The organism is Mesorhizobium sp. M4B.F.Ca.ET.089.01.1.1 (assembly GCF_004022605.1).
Taxonomy (GTDB): domain Bacteria; phylum Pseudomonadota; class Alphaproteobacteria; order Rhizobiales; family Rhizobiaceae; genus Mesorhizobium; species Mesorhizobium abyssinicae.
Genome location: NZ_RZOS01001533.1, coordinates 1 through 405, shown reverse-complemented (window position 1 = coordinate 405; position 405 = coordinate 1). Strand labels below are relative to the sequence as shown.

The window sequence follows — 405 nt, the reverse complement described above, 5'->3', positions numbered from 1 at the left end:
CCATCATAGAGCGATTGCGGCAGCAGCGAGATTGTGGCCGTCAGCGCTTCGTTGAGATCGCCGGCGGGGCGCGGCAGGCAGGTATAGGTCTTATCGGGACCATAGATGCCGCGGCTCAGCGCGTGGGCGCCGAGCACGAAGTCCGGATGACGCGCGAACCAGCGATTGACGCGGATGGCGCCCTCGTCTTGCGTCGCCGGCCAGACCTCCTCGAGATCGAGCCAGGCGACGCCGCCTTCGGGGTTGCCCGCCTTGCGCTTGCGGAAGAACAGGATGTCGACGACGACGTCCGTTCCGGCATCGGCGCGAAAGCTGCCCTCGGGCAGGCGCAAGGCGGCGAACAGGTCGGCCGATTTGGCGATCTGCTCGCGTGCGGTGCTATCGGCCTTGTCCAAGGTGCCGTGG

1 pseudogene is annotated in these 405 nt (G+C 67.2%); it reads right to left on the bottom strand.

Annotation, left to right across the window (positions count from 1 at the left end):
* Positions 1 to 405: pseudogene (locus EN780_RS38165) on the bottom strand (DNA methylase); the annotation flags it as partial.